Origin of the sequence: Acidovorax sp. T1, from assembly GCF_002176815.1 — a bacterium.
Classification (GTDB): Bacteria; Pseudomonadota; Gammaproteobacteria; order Burkholderiales; family Burkholderiaceae_C; genus Acidovorax.
The window spans coordinates 942444-967579 of sequence record NZ_CP021648.1; the positions used below are offsets into that span (position 1 = coordinate 942444).

Annotated in this window: 23 protein-coding genes and 2 tRNA genes; 11 read left to right on the forward strand and 14 right to left on the reverse strand. The window is 60.0% G+C overall.

Features of this window, described 5'->3' with window-relative positions:
* The first annotated feature begins 170 nt into the window (after positions 1 to 170).
* Positions 171 to 1823 carry a flagellin N-terminal helical domain-containing protein gene (locus CCX87_RS04525; RefSeq protein WP_158212003.1) on the forward strand — a complete coding sequence of 551 codons (1653 nt, stop codon included), beginning with the start codon at positions 171 to 173 and terminating at the stop codon, positions 1821 to 1823.
* A 1-nt stretch (position 1824) separates the two neighbouring features.
* On the opposite strand, the gene CCX87_RS04530 is transcribed toward CCX87_RS04525, so the two are convergent.
* A complete protein-coding gene (locus CCX87_RS04530) occupies positions 1825 to 2313 on the reverse strand; it encodes a DUF4124 domain-containing protein (RefSeq protein WP_232476483.1) in 489 nt (162 codons plus the stop codon).
* Positions 2314 to 2331: 18 nt separating this feature from the next.
* Positions 2332 to 3252, reverse strand: coding sequence for a restriction endonuclease (locus CCX87_RS04535; protein ID WP_087744123.1), 921 nt, complete (start codon positions 3250 to 3252; stop codon positions 2332 to 2334).
* Positions 3253 to 3532: 280 nt separating this feature from the next.
* On the opposite strand from CCX87_RS04535, the gene CCX87_RS20705 reads away from it, so the two are divergent.
* From CCX87_RS20705 to CCX87_RS20710, 3 genes are read left to right on the forward strand one after another with little or no spacing between them, the layout of a single operon-like run.
* Entirely contained in the window at positions 3533 to 4057 is a 525-nt protein-coding gene (locus CCX87_RS20705; RefSeq protein WP_143218414.1) for a hypothetical protein, read from the forward strand.
* Entirely contained in the window at positions 4044 to 7082 is a 3039-nt protein-coding gene (locus CCX87_RS04540; RefSeq protein ID WP_087744125.1) for an HsdM family class I SAM-dependent methyltransferase, read from the forward strand. The genes CCX87_RS20705 and CCX87_RS04540 overlap by 14 nt, the downstream gene beginning before the upstream one ends.
* A 5-nt stretch (positions 7083 to 7087) precedes the next feature.
* Complete coding sequence (locus tag CCX87_RS20710; protein WP_143218413.1) at positions 7088 to 7825, forward strand: hypothetical protein; 738 nt, start codon at positions 7088 to 7090, stop codon at positions 7823 to 7825.
* Between the two features lie 132 nt (positions 7826 to 7957).
* Here the strand turns inward: CCX87_RS20710 and CCX87_RS04545 are convergent, their stop codons facing one another.
* Both CCX87_RS04545 and CCX87_RS20715 read right to left on the reverse strand, forming a co-directional pair.
* Positions 7958 to 8230, reverse strand: a complete 273-nt coding sequence (locus CCX87_RS04545) for an H-NS histone family protein (RefSeq protein ID WP_087744127.1) — start codon at positions 8228 to 8230, stop codon at positions 7958 to 7960.
* Positions 8231 to 8561: 331 nt separating this feature from the next.
* A complete protein-coding gene (locus CCX87_RS20715) occupies positions 8562 to 8927 on the reverse strand; it encodes a hypothetical protein (RefSeq protein ID WP_143218412.1) in 366 nt (121 codons plus the stop codon).
* Between CCX87_RS20715 and CCX87_RS04550 the strand changes: the two genes are divergently transcribed.
* From CCX87_RS04550 to CCX87_RS04560, 3 genes are all read left to right on the forward strand, one after another.
* Complete coding sequence (locus tag CCX87_RS04550; protein ID WP_087744129.1) at positions 8926 to 9252, forward strand: type I restriction endonuclease subunit M; 327 nt, start codon at positions 8926 to 8928, stop codon at positions 9250 to 9252. The genes CCX87_RS20715 and CCX87_RS04550 overlap by 2 nt on opposite strands.
* A gap of 3 nt (positions 9253 to 9255) precedes the next feature.
* Positions 9256 to 9867: a hypothetical protein gene (locus CCX87_RS04555; RefSeq protein WP_087744132.1), complete on the forward strand. Its 612-nt coding sequence runs from the start codon at positions 9256 to 9258 to the stop codon at positions 9865 to 9867.
* 152 nt (positions 9868 to 10019) lie between these two features.
* Entirely contained in the window at positions 10020 to 11351 is a 1332-nt protein-coding gene (locus CCX87_RS04560) for a hypothetical protein (protein ID WP_087748178.1), read from the forward strand.
* Between the two features lie 146 nt (positions 11352 to 11497).
* On the opposite strand, the gene CCX87_RS04565 is transcribed toward CCX87_RS04560, so the two are convergent.
* The 4 genes from CCX87_RS04565 to radC all read right to left on the reverse strand — a co-directional run bounded on the left by CCX87_RS04565 (position 11498) and on the right by radC (position 14006).
* Positions 11498 to 11585: transfer RNA gene (locus CCX87_RS04565), tRNA-Ser, on the reverse strand.
* A 98-nt stretch (positions 11586 to 11683) separates the two neighbouring features.
* On the reverse strand, positions 11684 to 12373 hold the full coding sequence (locus tag CCX87_RS04570) for a DUF3334 family protein (protein WP_087744136.1): 690 nt from the start codon (positions 12371 to 12373) through the stop codon (positions 11684 to 11686).
* 206 nt (positions 12374 to 12579) lie between these two features.
* Complete coding sequence (locus CCX87_RS04575; RefSeq protein WP_087748180.1) at positions 12580 to 13230, reverse strand: Smr/MutS family protein; 651 nt, start codon at positions 13228 to 13230, stop codon at positions 12580 to 12582.
* Between the two features lie 65 nt (positions 13231 to 13295).
* A complete protein-coding gene (gene radC, locus CCX87_RS04580) occupies positions 13296 to 14006 on the reverse strand; it encodes a RadC family protein (RefSeq protein WP_087748179.1) in 711 nt (236 codons plus the stop codon).
* Between the two features lie 90 nt (positions 14007 to 14096).
* Between radC and CCX87_RS04585 the strand changes: the two genes are divergently transcribed.
* Both CCX87_RS04585 and ispH read left to right on the forward strand, forming a co-directional pair.
* Entirely contained in the window at positions 14097 to 14561 is a 465-nt protein-coding gene (locus CCX87_RS04585) for an FKBP-type peptidyl-prolyl cis-trans isomerase (RefSeq protein ID WP_087748181.1), read from the forward strand.
* Between the two features lie 3 nt (positions 14562 to 14564).
* Positions 14565 to 15560, forward strand: a complete 996-nt coding sequence (gene ispH / locus CCX87_RS04590) for a 4-hydroxy-3-methylbut-2-enyl diphosphate reductase (RefSeq protein WP_087744140.1) — start codon at positions 14565 to 14567, stop codon at positions 15558 to 15560.
* A 93-nt stretch (positions 15561 to 15653) separates the two neighbouring features.
* Here ispH and CCX87_RS04595 read toward each other — a convergent pair whose 3' ends face one another.
* Entirely contained in the window at positions 15654 to 16352 is a 699-nt protein-coding gene (locus CCX87_RS04595; protein WP_087744142.1) for a CBS domain-containing protein, read from the reverse strand.
* Between the two features lie 149 nt (positions 16353 to 16501).
* On the opposite strand from CCX87_RS04595, the gene serS reads away from it, so the two are divergent.
* Positions 16502 to 17818, forward strand: coding sequence for a serine--tRNA ligase (gene serS, locus CCX87_RS04600; RefSeq protein ID WP_087744144.1), 1317 nt, complete (start codon positions 16502 to 16504; stop codon positions 17816 to 17818).
* 33 nt (positions 17819 to 17851) lie between these two features.
* Positions 17852 to 17941, forward strand: a tRNA-Ser gene (locus tag CCX87_RS04605).
* 144 nt (positions 17942 to 18085) lie between these two features.
* On the opposite strand, the gene pstS is transcribed toward CCX87_RS04605, so the two are convergent.
* The 5 genes from pstS to CCX87_RS04630 form a co-directional block, all read right to left on the reverse strand.
* Positions 18086 to 19102 (reverse strand): phosphate ABC transporter substrate-binding protein PstS, encoded by a 1017-nt coding sequence (gene pstS / locus CCX87_RS04610; RefSeq protein WP_232476484.1) that lies wholly within the window; start codon positions 19100 to 19102, stop codon positions 18086 to 18088.
* Positions 19103 to 19715: 613 nt separating this feature from the next.
* Positions 19716 to 21347 (reverse strand): PEP/pyruvate-binding domain-containing protein, encoded by a 1632-nt coding sequence (locus CCX87_RS04615; protein ID WP_087744148.1) that lies wholly within the window; start codon positions 21345 to 21347, stop codon positions 19716 to 19718.
* The gene (locus tag CCX87_RS04620) at positions 21344 to 23323 is read right to left on the reverse strand and encodes a phosphate transport regulator (RefSeq protein ID WP_232476485.1); all 1980 of its coding nucleotides are present in this window, start codon (positions 23321 to 23323) and stop codon (positions 21344 to 21346) included. Before CCX87_RS04620 ends, CCX87_RS04615 begins: the two co-directional genes overlap by 4 nt.
* A gap of 92 nt (positions 23324 to 23415) precedes the next feature.
* Positions 23416 to 23850, reverse strand: coding sequence for an acyl-CoA thioesterase (locus tag CCX87_RS04625; protein WP_087744152.1), 435 nt, complete (start codon positions 23848 to 23850; stop codon positions 23416 to 23418).
* Between the two features lie 99 nt (positions 23851 to 23949).
* Positions 23950 to 25041: an IS630 family transposase gene (locus CCX87_RS04630; RefSeq protein WP_087744154.1), complete on the reverse strand. Its 1092-nt coding sequence runs from the start codon at positions 25039 to 25041 to the stop codon at positions 23950 to 23952.
* Between the last annotated feature and the right edge of the window lie 95 nt (positions 25042 to 25136).

Genomic DNA, 25136 nt, shown 5'->3' on the forward strand with positions numbered 1-25136 from the left:
TTGCCAGCGATGAGGCATCGAAACGGCCTAACGCGGCGGAGAAAGGTGGCAGCAATGGGGATGAAGTGGATGCGATGGGGGAGCTTGCCCTCGTCCAGGACTTGGCCTGAAGTCGATGCGCGAGCGGCAAGCGCTGCCTATGGGCTGAGCCATGGTGAAGCTCAGTCGTGGTGACAATTAACACCAACATTCCCTCGCTGAATGCCCAGCGCTATTTGAGCGCGAACCAAGCAGGGCTTGTGACGACGATGCAGCGCCTGTCATCGGGCCTGCGCGTCAACAGCGCCAGGGACGACGCGGCAGGACTTGCCATCAGTGAACGCATGCTCACGCAGATCAAGGGCATGGAGGTTGCCAGGCGAAACGCTAACGATGGAATCTCGCTTGCTCAGGTAGCCGAGGGGGCAATGCAGAAGATGACCGACATCCTGCAACGTGGCCGCGAGTTGGCTGTGCAGGCAGCAAACGGCACCAATTCCAAGAGCGACCGACAGGCACTATTCGCTGAGTACTCTCAACTGCTGCAAGAGTTTGAGCGCATGTCGCGTACATCAAACTTCAATGGGCACAATCTGTTGGATGGCAGCTTCACGTCCCAGGTGTTCCAAGTCGGTGCCAATGCGGGGCAGACCATTGATGCCTCTATCTCCTCCTTGAAAGAGACCGACATTGGCCATCACCAACTCGACTTTGGAATTTACGCCCAAGGTTCATTGGCTGCGACCGAGTGGACTCAAAAGTTCACAGCAGTAAGTGAACAAAACTACGAAGGCAATATTGCCTACATGAATTCGCACCCTATGCCACGTTCAATGGTGATCCGTGGCACCGAAATCCCTGTTGACGTAAATGACGGTTCGATCAAAGCCTACGCCGACAAGATCAATGCGGCGTCCTTCGATCCCGAGATTATCGCCTACGCGAAGACCACGATGGGCTTTGGTGCAGCACCGCTACCAGCAGGTCAGAACCTCACGCTCACCATCGTGGCAGGTGAAGACTACTCGAAGGCCAAAACGGTGAGTTTTCCGTGGGATGGTTCGACGGCTGCCGCTCAAGCTGCGGTTGAAGCAATCAACGCGGTATCAGCAGAGACGGGAGTACGTGCCGACAACTTGCTGCCTGTCGAAAAATCGACAACTATTCCGATCCCGAACTTGACACCCTACTTTCAGCTTGTAAATGACGAGGGTGAAAACCTACATGTCATGAACGTTTCGGGGAACGGTGCGCAGTTGTTGATGCAGCAACGCGGTTGGAACTCGAACGGTTTCGTCAGCCCTAACGGTTCAATTATCTCAGACATAGTCTACGGAAATCCTATTTCAGATGTTGGAGGTGGGGGTGTGCTTGGCAAGGACGATGCTTTCGTCATTGGCTCTATGTCGGTCGTTTCGTCCGGCGAGTTCAAAATAAAGGGTGACACCGTAGAGGATTGGGATACTGGTGAAACCTTTGGACTTGTTGCCACTCCATTTTCGGATTTCCAAGATTCCAAACTCAAACCAATTGAAGATATTTCCTTTGACGATGCGCGTTCGGCAGGCATTGCACTGCTGACATTTGATGGCGCAATAAATGCAGTGAGTAGCGCAAGGGCTCAACTCGGAGCGGTACAGTCGCGTTTTGAAGCCACGATTGCCAACTTGGATATTGCATCGGAAAACACTGCTGCTGCAAAGTCACGTATTGTGGATGCCGACTTTGCACAGGAGACGGCGCAACTGGCACGACATCAAATTTTGCAAAACGCAGGTACAGCAATGGTGGCGCAGGCCAATTCCATGCCTGAGCAAGTTTTGACCCTGCTCAAGGGGATCTGAGCTAGCAATTCAGGTCGTTGAACTGTTTGCGCGCCTTGTACAGCTCCACGTCGGCCCTGGCTTTTTCGCTGGACAGCGCCGTAGCGGCGCGCTGCTTGAGTTCCGGCAGATGGGTGTCCAGTCGCGCGCATTCCGCTTTGTCCCCTGGACTGAGCTTGAATCGGTGTTTGTACACGCGGTATTGATCGGCGCTCATTCCCGTCAAAGGCTTCAGTGCATCGGCCATCACGGCATTGTGTTCATCCCGTCGCACATCGGCACCCTTGCGGCTTGTGCCGGTCATCTTGTCCATGCCCTGCGTGGGCGTTGCGTCGATTTCCCTGGCCCCAACACAAGGCGCATCCGAGTAGCTCACCTTGCCCGCCGTCTCGCAGCGGTAGACGGGTTTTTGCGCGTGAACATGGAAACCAAAGCACAGAAGGCCCAGCAGGGCGAACAACCAACGAAATCGGCGGTTTTGTTGCAGTCGTGGAGATAGAAAGAAGCGCATAGATTCACAAACTGAAAACTAGCCAGCCGCAATCGTTCCACGGCACTTCGGATAGGTTGAGCACCCCCAGAATGCATTGCCCGCATTGGCACCCTGTCGAGCGGTACGCAGCGCCATGGCGGCACCGCAACGCGGGCATTCAGGCTGGGATACTGCCTTGGCGGCGACTGATGGTTCGAGGGCTGCAGTCCTGGCATGGGCTTCTGAGGTACCAGTCGTGCTTGGAGCTTCGCGTTGCGCGGTCGCTGGTTGGCTTTGCGCCTGCCGTGCTTGTTGAATCAACGCGAAGAGCCCGAGGCCGTCAATGAGTTCAATGTTGCAACCCTGCGCAAAATCTTTGGCATCGGCGGTAAAGCGCCCCGAGGTGACAACGAAGCCGCCCGTGGCTCCCTTGGCCGCCATGACGCCATAGAGTTCGCGCACGGTGGTGACACCCACCTTGTAGGCCTTCCACTGCTTGCACTGCACGAATAATTTCTCGCTGCCCTTGGCGAGTACGAGATCGACGCCGCCATCCGGCCCGCCGCCGCCGATTTCGGTAACGCGGTATCCCTGCAGACGATAGGCTTCACCGACCAACAGCTCAAATTCCCGCCAGCTCATTCCGTCCAAGGCATCGGCATTACGTGCTTGCACCACATTCGAGACCAAGGTTTGACGCTGTTTGCGTCGCCAGGCGGAGAGAGCTGCCGCTGCGAGGCAAAGAATCGGCACGATGTACTGACCGGCCGTTGCCAGGCCATGGATCACGGCCTTTTGCATCATGGCCCCCACCATGGCGCCCCCTTGACCCTGAATGTCGGACGCTTGAATGGGAGTTGCCAGGCGGTGCAGCAGGAAATAGCTCACCGCAGCGAGCACCACGCAGACCCACCAAGGGAGCATTGCAAGCAGGTCCAGCACATCCTCCAAGGGACTGGTTTTCTTGCGTCTGGCCATGCTTCCTCCCGTTGTTGGTGTGGTGTTTGCACTATTTTGGCGCGTGCATTTGAACATGGCTCAAGGCTAGCGTGGGGCAGGCGAAAACTCGGAATGGCTCCAGCACACCTGCTTGCTGGGTTGTGAAGGAGCTCTGTGGGCTCGTTGCGAGTATGCGATGCGCGACATCTAGCGACTGGCAGGCAGCGATAGCTGACGTTCACGAAGCATCAGTAGAACTGAGTAACTCTAACGCACTTCTGCGTCAAAATGACGCAGAAGTGCGTTACCATTCACAAATATGAGTTCCCGCCGCATTACATCTACAGACTTGGTGGAAGTGACTGGCTTTTCGCGTCACCGGCTACGGGGCTTTTTAAAAGATCTGCCAGAGTATTCTGACAAAAAAGTCACTGCAAGAGTCGCGCGTGAGTACAGCCGTCAGGAACTAACGATCATTGCAGTTTGCTGTGAGTTGGAGGATGGTTACGGGTTACGCCGTGAAGTTATTGCTCAACTTGTGCCGGAAATTCGCAAAGCACTCGGTTTGCTCCGGTCAGTAGCCACCGATGCACTTCTTGTCGTTGGTCTAAATCCGCCTAGCGCTCATTACGTTGATGGCATTTCAAATTTGAGAAAAGGTACTGTTGTGCCATTGAGTGATATTTTGAATAGGATTGACGTCTACCTATTGGGCGACCAAGCAGTCGGTGTCGATGGTCAGCGCAATCTTGATCTCGGTTTGCTGCCTATCGTGACGACTCGCCCGACGAAGGTGGCGAAAAATTATCAACAACGACCGCGTTCAAAAAATGCAGCCGGTTGACCTTTACGAAGAGCTAAACAAGGCAGGCGTACTGCCCGAAAGTTTGGTTCGCCTTGACGAGGCTGCGACACCCAGACATATCCGCTACCTGGACCTACTTGGCGGGAGAGACGACAGCGAAACGGTGTTTCCTGACGCGGTAATCGAATCTTCTGGGCAGCCATATCTTTATGTCGTACGTCATGACCGTCTGGGTGATTCCGGCCATGCTCAAACTCATCTCGCGGGGCTGGTTCGCATTCTTGCTTGCCGTTCGGATGCGCGATTTCTTGCAGTAGTGAAACCCGGTTCAATAGATGTTTATCCTGTAGGACTCTTTGAAAATGTGCCGGATGCCATGCTGTCGGGTCCGAGTGACAGCAAAAGCGCCGACTTGCGGGGCCTACTTACTGGTGCAACTTTCGCATCGCATGATATGAACGCCGGGAGTTCAAAAATCGCTAAACAGTGGCTCGAAGCCCTGCTGTTTCGCTTGCTGACTGACGCCGCACGTGGCATCAAGCTCGTTGCTCCAAAGTTATCGGAACAGCAGGTAATTGCTTTGGTCGGACGCGCTTTGTTTTTTCGCTTTCTCGTTGACCGCCGAATAGTGGTCGAAATGGATGCGACAGCCATTGCAAAGAATGTCAATCGACTGGTCGAAATGTTCTCGACACCGGCCAATCTCGTACAAGTGTGTCGCTGGATGGACAGCACATTCAATGGTGACTTGTTGTCTATCGGTGGCAAGGACTACGAAGCGCTGATAGCAACCATTGGCGATGGGGTGAATGAGGTATGCCGACAACTAGGCAATATCCAGTATCGCGCCGTTGGCGGTCAATTGCCGCTGGATTGGGGGGGTATAGAATTCCGTCACGTACCCGTCGATATGCTCAGTCAAGTGTATGAAGACTTCGCTCATGAGTTTGTACCGGATTTGGCACAAGCTACGAGCATTCATTTCACGCCAAGACGGTTGGCTGAAATAGTGCTTGATGGGGCATTCAGCGCAGTGCAGTCCGCGCAGCCGTATAAAGCGAAGGTTCTTGACCCGGCCGTTGGTGGTGGAGTATTTCTTGTGCTCGCGTTTCGCCGACTTGTTGCCGAACGCTGGCTTGAAAAGGGCGTACGACCAACACGGGCAGTGATTCGCGAAATATTGATGACGCAGCTCACAGGCTTTGACATTAATCGAGATGCCCTCAACATTACCGCTCTCAGCTTGTACTTGGCCGCACTTGAACTCGACCCAAGGCCAAGTCCACTGTCCGATCTGAAGTTCCGGAAACTGATCGGCACCGTTTTGCATGCGGTGGACCAAGAAGGGCTAGGTAGCAATGATGGCGACTCATTGCTCGGCAGCCTGTCGTCAATCATGCTAAATAGTTTTCGGCATCAATTTGATATCGTCATAGGTAACCCACCCTGGACTGGCTTTAAGAGCATGAGTAAAACGGCTCTTAATAAGACGCTGGGTGATTTGATGATGGAGCCAAGTGTCGAATCCAGCCAAGACAAAATAAATGTAACTGTGCGAGCACGTTATGGATCGCCTGACATCCCGTTCTTACTCGCCGCCACTAGATGGGCCAAACCCAGGGGCGCGCTCGGTTTTGCTCTACATGCGCGCTTCGCGTTCCAACCCGAGTCATTTGAATTGCGAAGACACGTATTCAAATCGATCCGTATCACTGGGATAATGAACTTCGCAGCCCTATCTCAAGATTCGAGACTGTGGCCAAGCAACTCTGCCCCATTTATGCTTTTGGTAGCACGCAATGAGCTACCCGGTAATGGGGACAGTTTTTACTTCATAAGTCCTAAGTACGAGTCTCAACTTTCAGCTACTGGTCAGTTCCGCATTGACCCGTGTGCTGCGACGCCAATATCGCTTGCCGCAGTGCAGGAAGATCCCTTTGCGATTCGAGCCATCTACAAGGGCGGGATATTGGGTGCGGACCTCCTAAGGCGTATTCGAAGTGGCAGGGTGATCCCGGTGCGGGAATTTTTATCACGGCACTACAATACCGAGTTATCCAATGGATACCAGCTCGGTAAACCTGAAAAACGCACCCGTGACGCGAAGCATCTGATCGGGCTACCCGTGGTCACGACAGATATGTCTCCGTTTGGAGTAAGTGAACAAAACGGTGAGCTCTTCCGTTACCCATTTGCTGAATGGCCGCGTGACTCCGGAATATTTAAGAGCCCATTGCTCTTGCTTCGTGCATCGCCAAAGAGAGATAGACATTTACGTGGTGCATTGTTCTATGAAACCGACGTTGCATACACTAATGCTTTTTTCGGGCTCTCGCTCGCTGAGCGTCCTGAGCTACGGCCAGTTGCTAACTTGCTGCATGTGCTTTCCTACAGTGATTTACTACTGTACTTTCAGTTACTAACAAGTCCAAAGTTCGGCGTGGAGCGGAAGTCCAGCTTGCAGGCGGATTTAGAGGACTTTCCACTTGTAAACCCAGAATCAATGTCCATTTCTCAAGTTGCTGCAATCAGAGGCTTGTCGGACCGCTTGCGAAAGGGCGACCCTTGCTGGAAGCAGGTCGATGAACTTGTATCGGAGCTCTACGGCCTCACGTCATGGGACTGTCAGTTGATTCGCGACACGTTGGAGTTTGAGCTTCCTTTTCTCGACAACGCTCAACGTGCGAGTATGCCAACGACCGTTGAATACCGCTCAGCCTTCAGAAATACGTTCAATATCCTTGTTAAACCATTCGCAGAAGATAATGCCCCGCCAACTCGCATCGCTGATGTAAATAGTGTTGTGATTGAAGGTTGGCGGCACGTCCACATCGGACGAACAGCAGAGCGTGATTTGGGCGCTGCAACTATCTTGGAAAAGGATTCGCGTCAATTGGCCGCATTAGCTGAAAGCTACTGGGCTTCGCGCCTCAATGTGCGGCTATCTGATGGCAGTGCGGTCGTTGGCTATCTCGATCAACGAAGATATTGGAGCAAAACTCAGGCGCGTTTGTTAGCGCTGGAGTGGCTGCAAGGTGATGTCTCGCTCAGCGAAACGGTTTGATAAACGTGTCGTTCTCAAATATCGGCGTCCCGCCCTCATCACTGGCCCCCTATCCCTCATGGGGAATAAAGCTAGTTAAGGTAGTGGAACAGGCATTAAGTGAGGCATGGCTGCGCCTCCTTCGTGATCATTCGGCGCTGGTTTCTGGAGGCAACGAAGATGCCATCACGAATCAATTGATGACCGAACTTGTCGTCTTAAGAAGTATTGAATGCCCAGCTGGATTTCATGCGGGATTATTCGGTATGCCAGTTCGTGACGGAAAAGTACCTAGCTGGGACGGTAAGTCAATTGATCAGATGCCGGACATAACAATATATCCCGCGATACCTCGTCACAACATCGCTGATCAGCGACATGATGCCTTGTTCTATGAATGCAAGGTGCTGGATAAAACCCGTGGCTTAAACTTATACAGGTCACAAGGCATAGAACGGTTTACCCAAGGGCGTTACGCATGGCGCATGCCGCACGCTGGGATGGTGGCGTATGTGCTCGAGAGCTCTGAAATTTCACCCACTACGGCTCTTACCGATTATTTTTCTCATGTCAATAAGGCAGGAAAAACAATAGGTAGCGAACTCGGAGCATTCATCGCCCCGACCTCGGTGGAGAAGGCCAAAACTGTATATGTATCCGACGTTGCCGAAAGCAAACACTTTCGTACTGTCCCTGTCTTAAGTGGCAAGATGGGCGTGATATCGCTCAGGCACTTATGGCTAATCGCTACTCCGATTTCTTAGCCTTGAAGCGGCTTTCGCGAATCATCACCTAGGTAACAAGGACCGATATGGGCCTATGCCGTCGTTCACGACGGGTCGGCTGCCAGCCTAAAGCGGGCATATGCATGCCGTCAAGGTCCCATGAGGTGCAGGTCACACCACACACTCCTCGCGATTTTTCCCTTCGATCCATTTCGGCGCTCTCCCTCTGCCGCTCCAGGTCCGCCCTGTCTTTGGATCGCGGTACTTGGCCTCAACCTTTTTGGCTGCAGGCTTCCACGGAAAGACCTGTTGCGCAGTGAATCCGAACTCGGCTATCAGGGAATGGACGGCATCCAGCGCTTGCTTGGCTTCAGCCTTGCGCGCGATAGCAATCTGTTGATCCAGCGCGCTTTTCTGCTCCAGCAGTTCTCGGTAGGTACTCATGATTCTTCGTCTGTATTTCCTGTCAATCCGACGAGGATAGCGTCAAACGTTGTGGTCTCTTTCTCTCTGCATGAATTTTTCATGGAGTCGCTCGACTGCTGCGAATCATGAACAGAGATCGACAATAAACCGGCATTTCGCTTCGAGCGTTGATCGCTGATTTGACCCACTCCATAGTGGCGCCAGTACAGTCGCAGCCAACTCTTGCGCAGGATGCGCGCTTGCAGTATTTGCCGAGCTGAAGGGCTAGCTTGGATAATGTGTCAATTCATATATTGAATATAAGGTGCATTTTGCTGGTTATTTTGATGATATTGCGAATGTGGTATAATTATTTCGCGTAAATATTGATTTCGTTGGCTGCATTTTTTGCTGTTGATAATCGAAAAATCAATATCGCCCTTCTTCCTGCCTGCACTCCCAGGCCTATTTCCCCCGTTTGATTCCACCGAACGCCGTGCCACCACGGCGGCTCGCTTGCGCGCGGCTGTCGCCATGACAGCACGCATGGCGTTGCCGTGGCCGTGGTCATCGCTGTGGTCGTGGCGGTATGGCGGCGTATCGCGCCAGGGTCTGTAGCGGGAAGGAGCGAGTGCAGTGCCGCGCCGCGCGTGGTTCGGTGCTTGGCACTCGGCACAGCGCTTTCGTCTTTTCCTTTCACTTCCTTTTCTCTCTTTCTTTTCAGGAGCATTTCCATGACCTCTTCGCCTGGTCAGGCCGCGGCATTGGCGCGTTACGAACAACAACGCCGTCCCTTGTTCACCTTGGGCCAAGTGCTGATCACGCCCGGTGCGCTCGACATGCTCGAAGCGCTCGAACTCGCGCCACTGCCGTTCGTGCTGCGCCATGTCACGGGGGATTGGGGTGACTTGTGCGACGAGGACAAGCAAGCGAATGCTGCAGCGCTCACGTATGGCAGCCGTGTGCTGTCCGCCTACGACATCCCGCCGAACCACCGGCTTTGGATCATCACCGAGGCCGACCGGCGCTCGACCACGTTGCTGCTGCCGGAGGAATACTGAGTAATGCAGCATTCCTACCATTGCCATCCCCGGCTGGACGCTGGCATGCACGGCCCCATGGTGGGCAACCAGCGGCTGCATGTACGCCAGGGCGAGGTCGATGCCACGTGTGGCTACCACTGCGTATTGATGGCGCTGATGCTGTTTGGCCAAGTGCGGCGCAATGCGCTGATTTGGGACACCAAGGATGCGCGGCTCGAAGCGTTGCGCAAGGTGGCGCAGCGCTACTACTTCGATGGCTGCGAGGTCGAACAGCTTCAGCAGCAACTGGCTCCCTATGCGGAGCGGGTGCACTGCAAGGAATTGCGCTCGCGCGTGGTCGAACGCACCTTGGATGCCTTGGAAGAAGGCAAGCTGTGTTTGGTGTGCTTTTCTACCGAGCGCTACATGCACTGGGTGCTGGCCGTGGGGGTGCGCTGCGAGGCGGGAGAGCGCAGCGATTTGCTGGTCCTCGACCCTGCCATGGCGCCGATACCGCTGGTGCCGTGGAATGCCATGCTGACTGGCTGGACGAGCAAGCAGCCACGGCGTGTGGTCGCCAGCTTCAGTGAACGCGTGAACATCGACGCCGTGCTGGTGCTATCGCCTGTGGCGCAGGCCCAAGGGGACGAATAACTCGATTCGGCACATTCGTCCTTTCGGTTTTCTTTCTCCTTTTCTTTTCTGGATTTCCGCCTTTGGTCGCGCCGAGCTTTGTGCAAGGTGCCGCTGCTGCATGGGCGGGAGTTTCTTTTCTGCGTTTTCTCGCTTCTTTGGAGGTGCTTTCCATGCTCGACGATTCCTTGACGCCCGAGCCGTTTGAGCGGCTACTGACCGCACTGCTGGAGTTACCGCCGTCGCAGTCGGCCCATGAATCTGGTGAGGGTGCGGCACAACTGCTGCTCGAAGTGATTGATACGGCGCTGCACACACCACCAGCGTGGCCGCAGCGCATGGCGGCGGTGCGGTATTTCTGCCAGCATGCCCGACACCGCCTGGGGTTGGAGTCCTTGCTGGATTTGCAGGCCTTGCTGGCGCAGTACCCGCAAGGTGACGAAAGCGATGCCGAGGTGGCTCGCCTGCTTTGGAATGTGGAAGCCCGGGGGCATGTGCGTGCGCTGCGCGTGCTGTTGTGGTTCATGGCTGCGTACGACATCACCGAGCGGGTGCAGTGGCAGGCGTGGATGGGCACGCCCGGTTTTGAGGAAGCCTTGCGCGAGTCGCTCGATACGCTGGGCGCTGTGGCGGTGGTGCTTTTGTGGCAAGCCAAGTCAGGGCGCACCGACCATGCCTGGGTACTGCGGTTCGCCCGCAGGGCGCTGGGGCGCTCGGTCAGCGAGGGCCATGCCATGCTGGCGTTTCGGGATGCGGCGGAGGCAATGGGCACGCCGCAATTGATGCTGGCGCGCAGGGTGACTCATCTGGAACGGGCAACGATGAGTATTGGCGATGCGCCGGGCCTGCGTGTGTTGTGGTGGCAGTGTGTCGCCGAAGCTTTGCACATGCATATCGCCCAGGAACTGGGCAACGCCGATATGGATGGCACAAGCCATCAAACCGCTGATGCCGCCGATACCGACCAAGCCACCGGAAGCGGCACTATGGCCAACAGCGATGAATGGCGCGTCGAACTGTCACCGGCTGCGGCATTGCGCTACGCCGAAGCGGGGGTGGTGCTGGAGCCGCAGGCGCGGGCGCTGCGAACTGATACGCCGATGGCCACGGCGCTGCGGCTGCGCCAGAAGAGCTGGGCCCAGGGGTTGGGGCTTTGGCTGGAGATCGAGGGCGAGGGACGGCTGTCGGCTGCGCAGCAAGCGGCGATTGCCGAGCGGTTTGAGGCGGCTGGGCATCGGGCGCCGCAGGTGCGATATGCCAGTGCAAATGGTAGCCAGCGCGCCACATGGCTGGCGACATGGCGCTGGGAAGAAGCTGTGTGGATGTCCCGCGACATGGCGGTGGCCGATGTCAGGCGCTGGGCGCAGGATACGGCGCTGAACGCTGCCGAGCACTGGCTGCTGATGCGCGGCATGGTGGCGCTGGCAGGAAGGCCGCTGGGGCCGGAGGCCGCATTGGTGGCTGGTGATGTAAAAAGGGAAGCCAGCAATGAAAAAAAGTTCTAGAGCCGGGGGCGCTAGAACTTCTTCATGCTGGTGTGGGTGCCACTTTCGATGCCATTTACTGGCTGAAAGCAATCGTATAACCAGCCGTATAACGATTTGATGACTTGCTGAAAAGTTGTTTAAAATCAACAACTTAGAGCTGTATCTGGCGGAGACTGTGAGATTCGAACTCACGGACGGTTGCCCGTCGGCAGTTTTCAAGACTGCTGGTTTAAACCACTCACCCAAGTCTCCGGGTTGGAAGCCACATATTCTAGCTGCCCGCCTGCACCGTTTTCTGTTGCCGGCCCTTGGCGCAGACAAAGGCCGCCACGCTCGCCAGGCCCTGTGGCTCACATGCCCAGTGACTTGAGCAGCTCGTCGGTGTCGCTGGAGGGCACGGGGGGCAGGGGCGCTTCTGCGTCTGCATCTGCGCGGGTCTGCGCCATCAGTGCGTCGGGATCGGGGGTTTCCTGCGGCTCGAAGTCATACAGCTTGATGAATTCGGTGCGGTCGATGGCCAGCTCCAGATAGAAGATGTTGTTGTTGCCGGTGTAAAAGGTCACGCGCCGGGCCTCGGGCTTGTCCAGGTTGGCGTCCACGCTCAGCATCACCTGCTTGTTCAGCACCAGCATCTTGGGCTGGTTCTGGGTGATGTGGGTTTGCAGCTCGCGCCGCACCTTGCCGGTGAAGTCGCCCACCACCTGGTTCATGAGTTCACCCATCACGTTGCTCACCTCGTCCGAGGTGTAGGACGTGACCAGGTCGTCTTTCGACATGCCCATGTTGAGCAGATAGCTCTGGTACAGCTCCATGGCGGCTGGTGCCGAGAAGTTGATGATCACCAGGCCCGAGAAGCCGCCGTCGAACAGCACAAAGCAGCCAATGTCGGGTTTGAGGCAGGTCTTGCTGATGCGCTGCACCATGCCGGAATAGTGGATCTGGCCCTGAGTGGCCACGTTCAGCACGCGGGTGACCGAGTTGCACAGGCTGATCAGCAGATCTTCGGTGCCGTAAACGACGGAGGTTTCTGGGGTGCTCATGGTGCGAAATGTGGGGGGCTTTGGAAGATGACGGGTGTGCACAGCATAGGTGACGAATGGCTTGGGGCACCAACGATATGCGTGCTGGCCCTGGGCTGGCGCCTGGCCAGGGTGATGTCAACCGATGCGTGACTGATTATGGCTGGTATTTGCTATTAATTGTATAGCTGTTAGCGCTTATCCAGTAAGCGCTAGAGGCATATTTTCTATGTATTTCTGTTGTGTACGGGCTTGAGCAGCACCACCAAGGCCCCCGCGCCACCATCCATGGGCCGCGCCTGCACAAAGGCCAGCACTTCGTTTTTTTGCACCAGCCAGCGCTGCACGCGGCTTTTGAGCACGGGGCTTTTGCCCGGTGAGCCCAGGCCTTTGCCATGCACCACGCGCACGCAGCGCAGGCCGGTTTTGTGCGCGTGGCGGATGAACTGGCCCAGCGCCTCGCGGGCCTCGTCCACGCGCAGGCCGTGCAGATCGAGCTGGCGCTGAATGCTCCAGTGCCCGGCGCGCAGGCGGCGCGTCACTTCCACGCCGATGCCGGGGCTGCGAAAGCTGAGCTGGTCGTCGGTGTCGAGCAGGGTGCTCACATCGAAATCGTCGCTGATGGATTCGAGCAGCACGCGCTCTTCGTCCATCCAGTGCTGCACGGGCAGTGGCGGTGGCTGGCGATCGCGCAGGCGCGCCAGGTTGGGGCTGCGCAGTGCGGTCACCGGCCCCACGCTGCGGCTGAACAGGTGGCGCTCGGCCTCCAGCCGGGCCGCGGCCTCGCGCTGGGCTTGGGCCTGCGCCTCGGCGCGCTCGCGCTCTTCGCGCAGCTGGCGGGCCACGCTGGCCAGGTCGTGCAGGCCCTGGATGCGCAGGCTGGCGCGGCGCGGCGCCGGGGTGGTGCGGCGGGTTGGGGCTGGCGCGGCAGGCCTGGACGGTATCACACCAGCCCTTTCTCGGCCATCGACAAGGCCTGGCCCGGCGCCACGATGACATGGTCGAGCACGCGCACGTCCACCAGCGCCAGCGTGGTTTTGAGGGTTTGCGTCAGGGCCTCGTCGGCCCGGCTGGGCTGCACGCTGCCGCTGGGGTGGTTGTGCGCCAGCACCACGGCGGCGGCCTGGTGGTGCAGGGCGCGCAGCACCACTTCGCGCGGGTACACGCTGGTCTGCGTGAGCGTGCCCCGGAAAAGCTCTTCCATGGCCAGCAGGCGGTTTTGGCTGTCGAGAAACAGCACGGCAAACACCTCGTGGCCCTTGGCCGCCAGGTGCAGCTGCAGGTAGTGCTTGACGGCGTCGGGCGAGTCGAACACCTCGCGCTCGCGCAGTTGCTGCGCCAGGGCGCGGCGGGCCAGTTCGAGCACGGCGACCAGCTCGGCGCGCTTGGCGGGGCCCAGGCCTTTGATGCGCTCCAGGTCGGCCGCGCTGGTGTGCAGCAGGCCGGCAATGCCGCCAAAGCCGCCGCTGAGCTGGCCGGTGGCATTGACCGCGGGTGGGTCGAGCAGCTCTTGCGCCATCTGCAGCACGCCCTTGCCCACGATGCCGGTGCGTAGCAAGATGGCCAGCAGTTCGGCATCGGCCAGCGCGGCGGGGCCGCGTGCCAGCAGTTTTTCGCGGGGCTGGGCATCGGCGGGCAGGTCTTTGAGGGGCATGGCGCTGGAGGGCAGGGCGCCCGCCAAGGAGCGAGGGGCGTAGGGCTTTGCCCGGCTTTCTACAATATGGGCCAGTTTATCGGGAATTTCATGACATCTACCGCTGCCTCCCTTCCCTCCGTCCAGTCCGGCTCTTTCCTTACGCTGCACTACCGTCTGGCCGGTCCGGCCGGGGATGTGATCAACACGTTTGAGGACAAGCCCGCCACCTTGTCGCTGGGCACGGGCGAGTTGTCGCCCGCCATGGAGCAGCGCCTGCTGGGCCTGCCCGAGGGCACGCACGCCACGTTCGAGCTGGCCGCCGGCGAAGCCTTTGGCGAGCGCAACGCCGACATGCAGCAATGGGTGGCGCGCAAGCTGCTCAATGAGCTGGGCGACCCTGACGAGCGCTACAACGTGGGCGATGTGGTGCAGTTCCCCACGCCCGACGGGCAGGGCAGCTACGCGGGCGCCGTGATGCAGGTGCGTGAAGATGGCGCCGTGCTGTTCGACTTCAACCATCCGCTGGCGGGCCAGCCGGTGACGTTTGAAGTGCAGATCATCGGGGTGCTCTGAGCCATGCAGAAGCCTCAAGAAATATTGCTGGCCGAGCCGCGCGGCTTTTGCGCCGGCGTGGACCGCGCCATCGAGATCGTCGAGCGTGCGCTGCAAAAGTTTGGCCGCCCCATCTATGTGCGCCATGAAATCGTGCACAACACCTATGTGGTCAACGACCTCAAGGCCAAGGGCGCTGTCTTCATCGAAGAGCTGTCTGACGTGCCGCCCGGCGCCACGCTGGTGTTCAGCGCCCACGGCGTGAGTCGCGCGGTGCAGCAAGAGGCCCAGGCGCGCGGCTTCAGCATTTTTGACGCCACCTGCCCGCTGGTGACCAAGGTGCATGTCGAGGTGGCCAAGCTCGCCAAAGAGGGCTACGAGTTCATCATGATCGGGCACAAGGGCCATCCCGAGGTGGAAGGCACCATGGGCCAGCTCGACCACGGCATTCACCTGGTGGAAGACGTGGCCGATGTGGCCCGTGTGCAGCCCGGGCAGACCGAAAAGCTGGCGGTGGTCACGCAAACCACGCTGAGCGTGGACGACGCGGCCCAGATCACCGCTGCCGTGCGGGCGCGCTTCCCCACGGTGCGCGAACCCAAGCAGCAGGACATCTGCTACGCCACGCAAAACCGGCAGGATGCCGTCAAGCTGCTGAGCCCGCAGGTGGACGTGGTGATCGTGGTGGGCAGCCCCACCAGCTCCAACAGCAACCGGCTGCGCGAGCTGGCGGCCCGCCTGGGCACCACGGCCTACATGGTGGACAGTGCGGACGAGCTGCGCCACGAATGGTTTGACGGCATCGCCCGCGTGGGCCTCACGGCTGGCGCCTCGGCCCCCGAAATTCTGGTGCAGCAGGTGATCGAACGCATCAAGGCGCTGGGCGCGGTGTCGGTGCGCAAGATGCACGGCATCGAGGAAACCATCAAGTTCCCGCTGCCCAAAGGCCTCAAGATCGACGCGGCCACCGGCCTCGAAATTTCCGAGCGCCTGCCCGAGACGGGGCCAGCGGGGCATTGAGCCCGTAGGTTGCAACTACTGAATTGATAGCTGCTAGCGCTTATTGGACGTGCGCTGGAGGCTTGTTTGGTTCAAATTCCTGCCGGGATGACGCTACAGCAACACCGCAGGCCCGCTCCACAAATCCAGCGGCGGGTCGGCCGCAACGGCCCGCAAGATGTCGGTGCGCGCGATGAAGCCTGACAGCACGCCGGCTTCGTCAGTCACCGGCAGGCCCGGCAGCCCGGTGTCGAGCAGCACGGCGGCCACGCGGCGCAGCTCGGTGTCGGCCGCCACCGTGGGCACGGGGTTCACCATGACCTCGGACACCGGGCGGCGCGCCAGCTCGATGGTCTTTTTCACGGCACCGGGTTCGGGCAACAAATCCAGCGGCGCCATGTCGGCCCGCAGCAGCAGCCCGATCACGCGGCCCAGCGCATCCACCACCGGGGCCTGCGCCACCTGGCGCTCGGCCAGGATCTGCCAGGCATCATTCACGCGCAGGTCGGGGGGCACGCTGAGGGGGGGTGTGGTCATCACGTCGCGCACTTGGGTCAGGGGCTGGCGTGCCAACTGGGGACCTTGCCCGGCCTGCGAATAAGCGCTGACCGCGCCTTGCATGCGCAGGTTGACGGTGGCGGCCGCCGAGTGCGGCATGGGCGCAGGTGCGGGCGGCGAAAGCGCGCCATCCACCTCCGGGCCGCGCGTGCGCAGCGCCTGGGGGCGCGCCACCCGCCGCACGGCCGCGATGTGCGCCAGATTCTCTGGCCCGCCCCGGTACATCTGGCCCGACGGGCCGAATACAAAGAACATGCATGCCTCCTGCAGGCCGCGTGCAGCCCATATGACCGATGTTATCGACAGGTTCGGCCGCGCACAGCAGTGCTGTGTGTATCGGTGTGTTGCACCCCGCGTGGCCCACCCTGCACTGGGGCAGACACGCCACCCCCTAAAATCCCACCATGCTTGACATCCTTCTCCTCCGCAAAGACCTCGACACCGCCATTGCGCGGCTGGAAACCCGCAAAAAGCCCCAGGCCTTCCTGGATGTCTCCGCATTCCAGGCCCTGGAGTCCGAGCGCAAGACGCTGCAGACCCGCACCGAAGAGCTGCAAGCCCAGCGCAACCAGCTGTCCAAACAGGTCGGCATGCTGATGAGCCGTGGCGACAAGGACGGCGCCGAAGCCGTCAAGGCCCAGGTGGCTGCGGGCAAGGCAGAACTGGAACAATCCGCCGCCCGCCTGGAGCAGATCCAGTCCGAGCTGCTGGCCATGCTGGTCGCCGTGCCCAACCTGCCGCACGAAAGCGTGCCCGTGGGCAGCGACGAATCCGGCAACGTGGAAGTGCGCCGCTGGGGCACCCCCGCCACCTTCGCCTTCGAGGTGAAGGACCATGTGGATGTGGGCACCCCGCTGGGCCTGGATTTCGACATGGGCGTCAAGCTCTCGGGCTCGCGCTTCACCGTCATGAAAGGCCAGATCGCCCGCCTGCACCGCGCCCTCTCCCAGTTCATGCTCGACGTGCAGACCGGCGAACACGGCTACACCGAGTGCTACGTGCCCTACGCCGTGAATGCCGATTCGCTCAAAGGCACCGGGCAATTGCCCAAGTTCGAAGGCGACCTCTTCGCCGCCAAAAAGGGCGGCCAGGACGGAGAGCCCGTGCCCGACAACGCAGCGCTGTACCTCATCCCCACCAGCGAAGTGCCGCTGACCAACTTTGTGCGCGACGTGGTGGTGACCGAGTCCGAGCTGCCCATCAAGCTCACGGCCCACACGCCATGCTTTCGCTCCGAGGCCGGCAGCTATGGCCGCGACACGCGCGGCATGATCCGCCAGCACCAGTTCGACAAGGTCGAGATGGTGCAGATCGTGCACCCCGAAAAAAGCTACGAAGCGCTGGAGGACATGACCCGCCACGCCGAGGCCGTGCTGCAAAAGCTGGGCTTGCCTTATCGCGTGATGAGCCTGTGCACCGGTGACATGGGCTTTGGCGCCGCCAAAACCTACGACCTGGAAGTGTGGCTGCCCGCGCAGAACACCTACCGCGAAATCAGCTCGGTCAGCAATTGCGAGGCCTTCCAGGCCCGCCGTTTGCAGGCCCGCTTCAAGAACGCCCAGGGCAAAAACGAGTTGGTGCACACCCTGAATGGCTCCGGCCTGGCCGTGGGCCGCACGCTGGTGGCGGTGCTGGAGAACTACCAGCAGGCCGATGGCAGCGTGACGGTGCCTGAAGTGCTCCGCCCCTACATGGGCGGCATTGCTGTTTTGGCGCCCTGAAAACCTTGCTATACTCGCAGGCTTCGACACACAGGAGAGGTGGCAGAGTGGTCGAATGTACCTGACTCGAAATCAGGCGTAGTGGCAACACTACCGTGGGTTCGAATCCCACCCTCTCCGCCAGTATGCACAAAGGTTTGCTGCTATATATTTAGCAGCAAACCTTTTTTGCTTTTTGCACGGCTTCGTTTGCGCAGATGCCTGAAGAAAGCCGCTGGACAATGATCCAGCCGTGTGGCTGTGATCGCTCGGCGCAGGGCTTTGGCGTCACCGGGTGCTCAGCAAGGATGAGATCAGGTTCATGCCAATGGGGGCGCCCGACTTGTCCTTGATGGACGTGATTGTCTTGAAGGCGGTGGCCTGTACGCGGTCTGGCAAGCGGACGAAATTGTTTTCCTGCACCAGCGTATCGCCATTGAGGAACGCCCAGGCAAAGAATTTGAGGGCCGCCAGCGTTTGCTCCGGGTTGTTGGCCACCTTGGGGACGACAACAAAAGTACCCATGGTGATGGGCCACGAGCCTTTGCCTGATTTCTGGGTCAATGTTTCTGAAAACGACCCGGATGTGGCCCATTCGCTGTTGGCCAGCGCGGCCTTGAATGCAATAACCGATGGGCGGACAAAATTGCCTTCTGCGTTTTTCATCTGGGCGGTGGCAAGTCCATATTCCTTTACATAACCGTGGTCGATATACGCAATGGAGCCCGGAGTGTCCTTCAGAGCCTTGGCGACACCGTCACTGCCTTTGGCGCCGATAAATCCGTCAGCCCATTGGATGCTTGTTTTTGCACCATAGGTCGTCTTCCATTTGGAAGAAACCTTGCTGAGATAATCCGCAAAGTTGTAGGTGGTGCCCGAACCGTCCGAGCGCACTATGACCTTGATTGCCTCGTCGGGCAGTGCGACGCCGGGGTTGAGTGCGGTGATTTCTGGCGCATTCCAGCGACTGATTTCTCCCATGTAGATGCGACTCAATAATTCGCCAGACAGGCGCAGTTGGCCATCGGATATTTTGGTCAGATTGAATACGGGTGATATCCCGGTAATGGCAACCGGGAAGGTGACCAGGCCACCTTCGGTAAGTTCCTTGGCGGCAGGCGCCACATCCGATCCTCCGAATCCCACGTCGTTTTGGCGGATCTTCCGGAGGCCGCTCGATGATCCCACGGGATCGTATTCAACCGTTACGCCTGTTGCGTGGGCGTACGCCTTGGCCCAGCTGCGGTAGATGGGCGCGGCTGCCGAAGAGCCAGCACCGGTAATGCTTTGGGCCATTGTGCTCATGGAACCCACCGTGAAAATGATAAAAACCAATACGAAACAAATGCGATTCATGACGATTGTTGTAATCTCTGTATGTATTTAAAGCATCAAATAAATGAGACGCTTTATTGGAATGGAGGTGGAGTGGGTCAATGTGCGGACAAGGTTATCTTGCGCACTTGAATGCCTGCTGGCATTTATGGGGCATTGAAATTTTTGCCATGCCAATGACGAAGAAATGAATCGTAACAGAGCCCCTATTTCCCTTGTGGAGGTCAGGAAACCAGGTTGGTTGCAATGGGATTCAATGGGGCTCGTGCACGGTGCGGCGAGGCTGCGGCGACTGCCGACCGTCTCGCAAGCTGTGTTGGCCCTCGTGCGCAACGGTGGGGACCGATGAGCGTCCTTGTGCTTTTCCACGCCTTGCGTGACCTCAATAGTCAACTGAAGCGGGGATCAGGGCGGCCCCCCCTGCAGCAGGTTCGACTTGAGAATCGCCCCGCAAATCCCCTGCAACAGGCCTTTCGTTGCCGTGTTCGTTCAACACCGCCATGCGACCGTGAATCCGGCAAAAAGCCCTCATTGCCGGGGCGGACGCCAGTTTTCAATGCCCAAGGCCGTCAGATGGTTGCGATCAATGCTTGTGGTGGCGCGCTTTCTTGTCATGGTTGTGGTTGCGCAGGTCTTCCAGCCGCGCGCGCAGCGCGGTGTCGGGCACCAGGGCGCTGGTGGCCTGGCCCGCGTAGATGGCGCCGTCGTTGCCGTCCAGGGTGATCAGCTCGTTCTCGGCCAGGGTCTGGCCGCCCATCTGCACGGTGCGCGCGGCTTCGTCGATGTGCAGCGCCGTGCAGCCCACCAGGCAGGTCTTGCCCATTTGCCGCGCCACCACGGCGGCGTGCGATGTGCGGGCGCCGCGCTGGGTGAGCAGGCCTTGCGCCCCTTGCATGGCGGCGATGTCGCTGGTTTCGGCGTCCTGGCGCACCAGGATGGCTGGCACGCCGCGCTGCACCAGGCGCTCGACGGCCTGCGCATCCAGCGCAATGGCGCCCGACACCACGCCAGAGCACGCCGGGTTGGCCAGTCCCAGCGGGGCGGGGGCATTGTCGGGGTCGTCGCCGGCGACCATGCGCACGGTGCCCAGCGCGTCCATGGCGATGGCCTGGGTGCGCGCCAGGGCCTCGGTGCTGTCGATCAGCCCTTCTTCCAGCAAGTCCAGGGCAATGCGCGCGGCGGCCAGCGGGGTGCGCTTGCCGTCGCGGGTTTGCAGCATGTGCAGCACGCCGTCCTGCACGGTGAATTCGAAATCCTGCATGTCCTTGAAATGCTGCTCCAGTGCCTGGGCCGAGGCTTGCAGCTGCTGCCAGGCATCGGGCGCCACCGCCGCCAGGGTGGCATGGCCGTGGGCATTGCGCCGGCCCGAGACCACGTCTTCGCCCTGCGCGTTGGCCAGAAAATCCACCCACAGGCGCCTCTCGCCGGTGCTGGGGTCGCGCGTGAAGCCCACGCCAGCACCTGAATGCCCACCGGTGTTGCCGAACACCATGCGCTGCAGGATCACGGCGGTGCCCATGTCGTGGTCGATCTGGTGGATGCGCCGGTATTCCACCGCCTTGTCGGCGTTCCACGAGGCAAACACCGCCTCGATGGCACCCGAGAGCTGCTCGCGGGCGTCCTGCGGGAAGGGCCGGCCGGCATGGGTTTCATAAAGGGCCAGAAAAGTGCGCGTGAGCTGGCGCAGCTGGCTGAAGTCGAGCAGCCGTTCGTCCTCGCCCTGGGTAAGGCGGTCGATTTCGGCTTCGAAAAGCGCTGCAGGCAGCCCTTGCACCACCTCGCCGTAGCTGGCCACCAGGCGCCGGTAGGCATCCCAGGCCATGCGGGGGTTGCCGGTCTGGCGCACCAGGCCGGGCAGGGTGTGGTCGTTCAGGCCGATGTTGAGCAGGGTCTCCAGCATGCCTGGCATCGACACCGGGGCGCCCGAACGCACCGACAGGATCAGCGGGTTGCGCTCGTCGCCAAACAGCAGGCCGGTGCTTTCTTCCAGCGCGTGCAGGCCCACGGAAAACACCGGCAAAAAGCAATCTTGCGGGGCATGGGTGTAGTGCGTTCCAATGACCAGCGCGACGGGAACATTCAGCCCGGCCTGGGTCATGCGGTGCAGGTTGTAGCCCTTGCCGCCCATGGTGGCGGGCGAGGGCTTGTGCAGGTTCTGGCTGGGCGGCGTGCGAACAAGGTACAGATGCTTGGGCAGGCTGGAGCTCGATTTCATGCCGACATTCCCGTTTTGTTGAGCACCATCTGGCGTAAGGCATAGCCGACCCGCAGCAGGTTGTCGGTGGCTTTTTCCAGCGTGGCGGCCAGGTCGTTGGCGAGCATCAGGTCCACCGGGGCGTTGCGCAGGTTCTTGACCATGGTGGCGCGTGCCTGGCGAAACAGTTCGTCGCACTGGCGCTCGGCGCGCAGCATGCGCCACAGGGTCTGCAAAAACAGTTCGCTGTCGGGGCCATCGGCCCGCTGGCTGACCTGGCGGGCAATCTCGATGGCCTTGACCTGATCCTGGATGGCCGCCAGGGTGGTGGCTGCCAGCTGGCACAGCGCTGCGCGCACTTCAGCGGGCAAGCCGGGCGCTGGATGGATCAGCGTCAGCGAGTGCATGAAGGTGGCTTCTTCCAGCGCATCGGCCACGTCGTCGGCTTTGGCCAGGCAGTCCATCACCGGCTGCCAGCGGGGCCGGCGTTCGGCCCGCTGGCGCGCATCCATGAGCAGGTGGTCGGCCTGGCGCTCCCAGTTCTTGGCGCGCAGTACCTGGGCCTGGGTCTGGGCGGCGTCGCCGGGGTTTTCCAGGGCATCGCACAGGCCCTCGGCCAGCGCGTGGGTGAAGGCGGCGTGTTCGGCCAGCAGGTCGAATTCGAAGGTGCGCTGGCGCAGCACGCGGGCCAGCAGCAGGCGCGCTTCGTCGGCCACCAGCGACAAGGGTTGCTGCTGGCGCAGCAACACGCTGGAGATGCGCAGCAACTCCAGTAGATAGTTGCTGGCGGCGGCCTCACCCAGCACGTCGTCGAGCCGGTCGCCCACATGGAAGGCCTCGCTGTCCACGGCCTGCATGGCGTTGTAGACCAGGCGCTCGGCCCCCGCCATGAGCCAGGCCATGTGCCCCCAGTTGTTGTGCGCGGCCTGCGTGAGCAGCTCGATGGCCCGGGCCTTGCCCACGAAATGCTGCAGACGCTTTCGCGCCCGGTTCCAGTCGATCACGAAGACGATGCGCGAGGCCACGTTTTCCAGGCCGGTTTGCAGCTGGGCGTTGCTCTGCGCCTCCAGACAGGCCTGGCCCACCACGTAGGGTTTGCCGGCATTGAGCCCTTCGGAGACCCGCGGGTCGAACACCTTCCAGGCAAACCCCATGTCTTCGAGCATCTGCCGGAAAAAGCCGAAGCGCCCCGGGTGCAGGTCGGAATAGGTCAACGCGATGGTGCTGTCCTGCACCTCGATGACCAGCACATGGACGTCGTTGGTGCCGATGTCGTTCTGGATCAGCAGCCGCTGGCCGTCGCGCGTGACGGCAGTGTCCAGCCCGGGGTGTGAAAACTTCAGGGGGGCGGTGCGGTGCAGGCCGCGCATGAACGCCTGGATCAGCGGCCGGTCGTCGTCGTGCACCTGCCAGGCGTGGGCGCCGTCGATATCTTCGGTGGCCAGTTCGCTCGACAGGGCGTTGATCTGCTTGTGCAGGTCCATCACCAGCAGGTGCAGGCTGTCGCCGCGCTGGTGGTCGCCGTGGGTGAGTTCGTTCAGGGCAGTGCGGCGCAAGCCTTCGTCGTCGGCCAGGGCGTGCAGTTGATGCAGCCAGTGGTCGCGCCGCCTAGCCAGCGGGGCGGCACTGGCCTGCCCGGTGTCGCACACGGGGCGGGCCATGGCGGTCAGATCGTTGGCCAGCGCATCCAGCAGGCTCTCCATGCGGGGCAGGATCAGCAGGTCGTCGTCGTAATAAGCGCCGCTCACCAGTTCCTGGGCCCAGGGGGCGTCCTGCAGCCCGCCTTGCGCGATGTCCTTTTCCCAACGCCCCACGGGCCCATCGGGCGCCGAGGCATGCTGCGCCGCCGATTGCAGCAAGGTCAGGTAAAGCTTGAGCCGGTCATTGGCCGCCAGTGCCGCCTTGATCCACGCGGGCATCAGAAGCGAGGGCTGCCCCAGGGTTGCAACCGCTTTTTCCTTGAGCATCGATCCATTCTCCGCAAGTTCAAGGGGCATTTACGCCCGTGCGGATGGCAGGCTGATGACAGCCCTGCAGGGCCCCCTTGCACGGGCAGGGCCAAGGCGTGCCTCAGATCGTCAACACCTGCTCAGCGGGTGGTCAGGGCGGGCAGGTAGGCGCGGCAGAATTCCTCGGGCATGCGCCGCGGCTTGCCGCTGCCCAGCTCGATGCACACCAGCTCCCAGTGGCCCCGCAGGATGGTGGCCTGGTCGCGGTTGCGGATGAGCTGGAAGCGCCGGTCCATGGTCAGCTTGCCGTCGCTGGCCACCAGCCAGGTGCCCAAGGTGAGCGCGTCACCCTCCACCGACGGCAGCAGGTAGTTGTATTCGCTGCGGCGGATGGCCATGGCCCGGTCCAGGCGGTGGTAATCGTGCAGGTCCAACCCCAGGGCCCGCGAGTGCGCCCAGGCGGTTTTTTCGCACCACTGCACATAGACGGCGTTGTTGGTGTGGTTCAGTCCGTCAATGTCCGGTGCCTGCGGCATGGCGGGCTGGGTGAACGGTTGTGGATAGTCCCATGGCATGTGGGTGATTGTCGCCTGCGCCGTGAAGCCACCGGTGCCCGCTTTATGCGGCGGGGAAGAGAGCCGGGAAAGACCGCTGTGGCTGATATGTATAAAGCGCTAGTGTCCTGTCCCGCTGATACGTGAGCAAAGTCGATGCAACTTCTCAAGAATCGAATCTGCGGTGGCCGTCCATTTGAACGGCTGGCTGTTGGCGTTGTGGTGAGCGACGAACTGATCGATGCGCTGCACGAGCTGCTTGACGCTGGTGAACGATCCGCGCCGGATGGCCTTGTCGGTGATCAGTGCGAAGAAACGCTCAACCTGATTCAGCCAGGAGCTGTAGGTCGGAATGAAGTGCATGTGCCAGCGCGGCCGGGTGGCCAGCCAAGCCTTGATCTTTGGGTGACTGTGCGTGGCGTAGTTATCCACGATGCAATGGATGTCGAGCTCGGGTGGCACAGCGGTCTCGATCTCGCGCAGAAACGACAGGAACTCCTGATGCCGATGGCGCGGTTTGCAACTGGCCAGCACCGCGCCGTTGAGTACATTCAACGCGGCAAACAACGTTGTGGTGCCATGGCGCTTGTAGTCGTGAGTGACACCTTCGGCGTAGCCAAAGCCCATGGGCAGCATCGGCTGCGTGCGCTCCAGCGCCTGGCATTGACTTTTCTCGTCCACGCAGATGACCAAGGCGTTGTCCGGGGGACTCAGGTACAGACCCACCACGTCGCGCAACTTCTCCACAAAGAATGGATCATTGGACAGTTTGAAGCCCTCGGTGCGATGCGGCTGCAGACCAAAGAGCTGGAAGTAGCGCTGCACGCTGGTCTTGGAGATGCCCGTCTCTGCGGCCACGCCGCGCACGCTCCAGTGCGTCGAGCCGTTTACCGGCTTGGTGTGCAGCGTGGTGTTGATCAACTCGGCGATCCGCTCATCGTCGATGGTGCGTGGCGCGCCGGGGCGAATGTCATCGTACAGACCGGCGATGCGCCGCTCGATGAAACGCGAGCGCCACTTGCCTACGGTGGCGTTGGTCAATTTCAGCCGCGCGGCGATCGCGTTGTTGGGCTCGCCCTCAGCGCTGCTAAGAACAATGCGCGCCCGGCTGCTCAATGCCGCAGGCAACGAGCGGCTGCGCGCAAACAACTGCAATTGCGATCGCTCCTCGTCACTCAGTACCAATTCAGATTTCGGTCTGCCTGTTCTCATCGCGGTATCTCCATTTCAAAGATACCGCACTGGCATGCAAGACTAATGCCAGTTATTTGCAGGACGGGACACTAGCAGCTATTGAAATAATAGCA